Source organism: Pantoea sp. CTOTU49201 (assembly GCF_032054795.1).
Lineage (GTDB): Bacteria > Pseudomonadota > Gammaproteobacteria > Enterobacterales > Enterobacteriaceae > Pantoea > Pantoea symbiotica.
Window position 1 is genome coordinate 1 of sequence record NZ_DAMBSA010000343.1, and the last position, 5,134, is coordinate 5,134.

The following is a 5,134-nucleotide window of genomic DNA, read 5'->3' on the forward strand; positions in this document are numbered from 1 at the left end:
TAGCTGCGGCGCACCAGATACTGCTGCACCACGGTAATCAGCGCCATAATCAGCTCCAGCAGCATCGCCAGCGCGCCGCCGGTGTTAGGATCAAGCGAGATATCGCCGGATACCAGCGCGGCAATACGCACCGGCACCACGTTAAAGTTGCCGGTGGTGAGCGCGTAAATGGTGGCGTAAGCGCCAAGCGCATTCGCCAGCAAAATTACGAAAGTCCCAAGCAGCGCCGGGAACAGAATCGGCAAACCGATGTGCCACCAATAGCGCCAGCGGCCTGCACCCAGCAGCGCGGCGGACTCTTGCCAATCCTGACGCAGGCCATCAAACGCCGGATAGAGCAGTAAAATGCCGAGCGGGATTTGGAACCAGGTGTAAACCAGCACCATGCCGTCACGCGAGAACAGCTTGAAGCCCTCCAGCACGCCATAATGGCGCAGCAGCAGCGTCAGACAACCGTTCAGACCGAGCAGAATGACAAAGGCAAACGCCAGCGGCACGCCGGCGAAGTTGCTGGTCATGTTGGTAAATGACATCAAAAAGCGCTGAAAACGGCCGCTTCCAAGGCGATGCAGCGAATATCCAGCAACCAGCGAGATCAGCAGGCCGTAAATGCTCGACCAGATGGAGATATCCAGCGACAGGCGAAACGCCTGCAAATAGAACGGCGAGGTGAGGATGTCGCGGTAGTTATCGAAGCCCCAACGCTCATTCATGTCGCTCCAGAAGCTGTTGATGGCAATCCACAACAGCGGCGCGAGCTGAAATGCCACCCAAAATAGCGCAAACGGCAGCAGCAACAGCGCAGCGAGCGTTTTGCCCTTCATTACTGCGGCTCCGCCAGTAACGCGTGACAAACCGGCTTGTCATGTTCGACGCCGAGCAAGGTGCACACGATGCCGCACAGTTCGGTTTGCTGCGGCTGGAGATCGGGCTGCAGCGAGAAGCCTTTGCCAAACACGAACAGCGGCACCTGCGTCTCTTCCGGCAAAATGCCGCCGTGCGAGCGGTCATCGTTCATGCCGTGATCGGCGGTGACAATCACCTGATATCCGGCCGCCAGCCAGCCCGGCATCCACTGCGACAGGTAACCATCGGCCATGCGCGCGCGGTTGCGATACTGCGGCGATGACAAGCTGTGCTTGTGCCCGGCATCGTCAATGTTCATCGGGTGGATCAGCAGGAAGTCAGGATCGTGCCGTAGGCGCAGGCTTTCTGCGTCTTCAAACAGGTGGGAATCCGGATAACCGTCGTCCCAGTAAAAGTGGCCATACTGAATGGGCAGATCGGGCGCGACCGTGTGGCGGTCGCGCGCCGCGTTGAACGGGGATTGGTTGTAGAGCTCACTCACCCAGTGATAGGCGGCCGCAGCGGTGGTGAGACCGGCGGCACGCGCGTAATGGAAGATGCTGCGCTGATTACTCATGCGACTGACGCCGTTGTGAATAATGCCGCTGCGCACCGGTGGAATGCCGGTGAGAATGCATTCGTACAGCGGGCGCGACAGCGAAGGCAGTTCGCAGGTCAGCGTGTAATATTGGCCGTTGCCCTGCGCGCATTCGGCAAACAGATAGCCCATTGCGTGTTGCGCCACCTGATTACTCAGCCCATCCAACACCACCAGGATCGTTTTCATCCCTCGCTCCTTACTGCTTCATATTGATGATGACGTTCTCTTGCCACAGACGCGGCAGCATTTTCGAGGTTTTATCCCATGCGGCCTGGTCTTTGATTGGGCGAGCATTTTTATACTCAGACTGCGGCAGCAGCTTGGCCTGCACGTCGGCTGGCAGTTTCAGGTGTTCGGCACGAATCGGACGCGCATAGCCTTTCGCCAGGTTGATCTGACCTTCATCAGACAGGATGTATTCACGCGCCAGCTTGGCGGCGTTCGGATGTTTGGCGTATTTGTTGATAATGGTGCTGTAGCCAGACGTCACGGAACCATCAGATGGAATCACCACTTCGTAGCGGTTTTTGTCGATCTGATCGCGGTAGTTCAGGCCGTTAAAGTCCCACACCACAGCTACCTGAATTTCGCCTTTCTCGATGTTAGCAATCACCGGATCGGTCACGCCAAGGCGGCCTTCTTTCGCCAGATCGCCGAAGAAGCTCAACGCCGGTTTCACATTCTTCTCGTCACCGCCCAACGCGTAGCTGGCCGCTAACACGCCGTTGGCCGCTTGAGCCGCAGTACCGACGTCACCGATAGTGACCACATACTTACCTTTCTTCAGATCGGCCCAGCTGTGCGGCACATCTTTAACCTGCTGCTTATCCACCAGGAACGCGATGGTGCCGGTATAGGCCAGCATCCAGTTGCCATCCTGATCTTTTGCCCAGCTCGGGATTTGATCCCAATGCGTTGGTTTATAGGGTTGCGCCACGCCTTTAGCCACGGCAATCGGACCGAAAGCCGCGCCCACATCACCAATATCGGCGCTGGCGTTCTCTTTCTCTGCATCAAATTTTGCCAGTTCCTGCGCAGAGGACATGTCGGTGTCGCTGTGCTTCAGGCCATATTTGCTGTTGAGGTCACTCCAGGTATCTTTCCAGTTGGCCCAGCTATCTGGCATGCCGACGCTGTTAACCTGGCCTTCGGCGCGCGCGGCTTTTTCTAACGCGGCGAGGTCATTATCTGCGGCTTGCGCGGCAGGCAGCGCAAGCAGTACGGCACTGGCTACTACAGAGGCGATAAACGCTTTCATCTCGATTGCTCCCGGTATATGTTGTGGGACTTCTTGGTCTAGTCCAGCAAGAACCGAGCCAATGTAGCCCGAGTAGATGAAGGTTTTATGACCATGGTGGTGAAATGTGGTGTGGCGCGACGATCCACATGCGGTTACAGCGCGCTAAAGCGTGGGTTGTACTCTGTCACATTGTAGTCATCGAACTGTCATAGTGCAGATTTGCCCCAAAATGAGGCTGAAAAATGTTGTCGAAAACGGCAGATGTGATTGCGGCAGGGCTGCGGGAACGCATTGAAAACGGTGAATTTGCCAGCGGTCGTTTGCCTGCCGAACGCAGCTTAAGCGAACAATATTCCACCACGCGCATCACGCTGCGTGAGGCGCTGGGTTTGCTGGAAGCGCAGGGTATTATCTACCGGGAATTGCGTCGCGGCTGGTTTCTCGCTCCGCCGCGGCTGGTCTATAACCCGTCACATCATAGCCATTTTCATGCCATGGCCGCCGAGCAAGGTCGCATTGCCAGCACCGAAGTGCTGGAGGCGCGGGAAGTACCGGCGCAACTGGCGATCGCGCGTCATCTGCAACTACTTGAAGGCGATAAGGTTTACCGCATTCGCCGCCTGCGTCGTATTGACGGTCGCGCCGTGTTGTATGTCGAGCATTACCTCAATCCCGCTTTTTTTCCGGGATTGCTGGATGAAGACCTGACGCGCTCGCTGACCGATCTGTATGACCAGCGCTATGGCATTCGTTACGGCGGTGCACGTTTTACCATTTTGCCGGGACCGCTGCCGGTGCGCGCCGCGCCCGCGCTCAACGTGGCGAGCGGTACGCCCGGCTTGTTAATTACCCGCATCAACCGCGATCAGCACAAGCGCGTGATTGATTGCGACTGCGAGTTCTGGCGCTACGACGCGCTGTGCGTGGATGTCGAAGTATAAATATTGTGATTTTGATCACACTACAGCATGATAGCGCCAGTGAGTAATTGAGAGCGAGAGGCGCAAAAAATGACAATAAAAACAGGGGTTGGGCAGTACATTTCCCTGGCACTGCAGTGGGTGCTGAATATTGGCTTGATCATCCTGGCCATTATTCTGGTGGTGTTTCTCGGTAAAGAAACCATCCATCTGGCCAATGTGCTGTTTAGCACTGGCGAGCAGACGTCGTCCTATCTGCTGATAGAAGGCATCGTTATCTATTTCCTCTACTTCGAATTTATCGCGTTGATTGTGAAGTACTTTCAGTCGGGCTATCACTTCCCGCTGCGCTACTTCATCTATATCGGCATCACGGCAATTATTCGCCTGATCATCGTCGACCATAAAAATCCGTTTGATACGCTCTACTATTCAGCGGCGATTTTGATTCTGGTGGTGACGCTGTGGCTGGCCAACAGTAACCGCCTGAAGCGCGAGTAATTAACCCTGTTTTTAGCGCGTGGCACAACCAGCAGTGCCACGCATTCTCCTCTGCGTTAAACTAGGGCAACTTTTTTTCCGGAGATGTCCTGATGTCGCATGACGCGCTGCGCCAGTTACGCGCACTGCACTGGCTGCCAGCCTCTTCCCCGCAGCTTTCTGCCCCGCTACTTGATTGGTTAATGGAAGAAGACTCCATGACGCGCCGCTTCGAGCAGCATTGTCAGCAAGTGACCGTAGAACTGATTCGCGAAGCGTTTATTGGCGCCGATGAGATAACGGATGAGGCGGAATTTCTGCCCGCCGATCAGCGCTTCTGGCTGCGCGAAATAGTGCTGTGCGGTGATGGCGTACCCTGGCTGATTGGCCGCACGGTGGTGCCAGAAAGCACGCTGAACGGCCCCGAGCAGATGCTGCAACAGCTCGGTACGCGCCCGCTCGGTCGCTATCTGTTCTCTTCATCTACCCTGAGCCGCGATTTTATCGATCCCGGTCAGGTTGGCGAGTTATGGGGACGCCGTTCCCGCCTGCGCTTGTCGGGCAAGCCGCTACTGTTAACTGAACTGTTTTTACCGGCGTCGCCGCTCTACCGCGCGCTGGATCAAGGATAAACCACTGTGCAAAACACCTTACCCATGACCAAATGGCAGGCTTACTGCCGCCTGATGCGTATCGATAAACCCATCGGCACCGTGCTATTACTGTGGCCAACTCTGTGGGCATTGTGGCTCTCCGGCATGGCGATTCCACCGCTGCCGGTGCTGCTGGTGTTTGTGCTTGGCGTTATCGTGATGCGTGCTGCAGGCTGCGTCATCAATGACTACGCTGACCGCAAAATCGATGGTCACGTTAAGCGCACGGCGTCACGTCCGCTGGCCAGCGGCGCGGTATCTGAGAAAGAGGCCAAACTGCTGTTCGCCGGTCTCGGCTTGCTGGCGTTTATGCTTGTGCTAACCATGAACACCATGACCATTTTGCTGTCATTTGGCGGCCTGGCGCTGGCGTGGGTGTATCCGTTTATGAAGC

General features: G+C 56.3%; 7 protein-coding genes. 4 read left to right on the forward strand and 3 right to left on the reverse strand.

Translation table 11 applies throughout. The features are described 5' to 3' along the window. The 3 genes from RTY00_RS19475 to RTY00_RS19485 all read right to left on the reverse strand — a co-directional run. On the reverse strand, positions 1-824 hold an 824-nt coding region (locus tag RTY00_RS19475), incomplete at its 3' end, for an ABC transporter permease subunit (protein WP_312665618.1). Further along, complete coding sequence (locus tag RTY00_RS19480; protein ID WP_312665619.1) at positions 824-1,633, reverse strand: alkaline phosphatase family protein; 810 nt, start codon at positions 1,631-1,633, stop codon at positions 824-826. The genes RTY00_RS19475 and RTY00_RS19480, both read right to left, overlap by 1 nt. 10 nt (positions 1,634-1,643) lie before the next feature. After that, positions 1,644-2,705, reverse strand: coding sequence for an ABC transporter substrate-binding protein (locus RTY00_RS19485; protein WP_008109931.1), 1,062 nt, complete (start codon positions 2,703-2,705; stop codon positions 1,644-1,646). A gap of 224 nt (positions 2,706-2,929) precedes the next feature. On the opposite strand from RTY00_RS19485, the gene RTY00_RS19490 reads away from it, so the two are divergent. The 4 genes from RTY00_RS19490 to RTY00_RS19505 form a co-directional block, all read left to right on the forward strand. Then, positions 2,930-3,628 carry a UTRA domain-containing protein gene (locus tag RTY00_RS19490; RefSeq protein ID WP_008109933.1) on the forward strand — a complete coding sequence of 233 codons (699 nt, stop codon included), beginning with the start codon at positions 2,930-2,932 and terminating at the stop codon, positions 3,626-3,628. A gap of 69 nt (positions 3,629-3,697) precedes the next feature. Then, a complete protein-coding gene (psiE, locus tag RTY00_RS19495; RefSeq protein WP_008109934.1) occupies positions 3,698-4,108 on the forward strand; it encodes a phosphate-starvation-inducible protein PsiE in 411 nt (136 codons plus the stop codon). A 92-nt stretch (positions 4,109-4,200) separates the two neighbouring features. After that, on the forward strand, positions 4,201-4,719 hold the full coding sequence (ubiC, locus tag RTY00_RS19500) for a chorismate lyase (RefSeq protein WP_008109935.1): 519 nt from the start codon (positions 4,201-4,203) through the stop codon (positions 4,717-4,719). Positions 4,720-4,725: 6 nt separating this feature from the next. Next, positions 4,726-5,134: UbiA family prenyltransferase (locus RTY00_RS19505; RefSeq protein WP_312665622.1), on the forward strand; the 409-nt coding region annotated here is incomplete at its 3' end.

Bases quoted from the DNA above. Each gene is read 5' to 3' on its own strand.
- RTY00_RS19480 (WP_312665619.1), bottom strand. From the start codon at position 1,633: ATGAAAACGATCCTGGTGGTGTTGGATGGGCTGAGTAATCAGGTGGCG.
- RTY00_RS19485 (WP_008109931.1), bottom strand. From the start codon at position 2,705: ATGAAAGCGTTTATCGCCTCTGTAGTAGCCAGTGCCGTACTGCTTGCG.
- RTY00_RS19490 (WP_008109933.1), top strand. From the start codon at position 2,930: ATGTTGTCGAAAACGGCAGATGTGATTGCGGCAGGGCTGCGGGAACGC.
- psiE (WP_008109934.1), top strand. From the start codon at position 3,698: ATGACAATAAAAACAGGGGTTGGGCAGTACATTTCCCTGGCACTGCAG.
- ubiC (WP_008109935.1), top strand. From the start codon at position 4,201: ATGTCGCATGACGCGCTGCGCCAGTTACGCGCACTGCACTGGCTGCCA.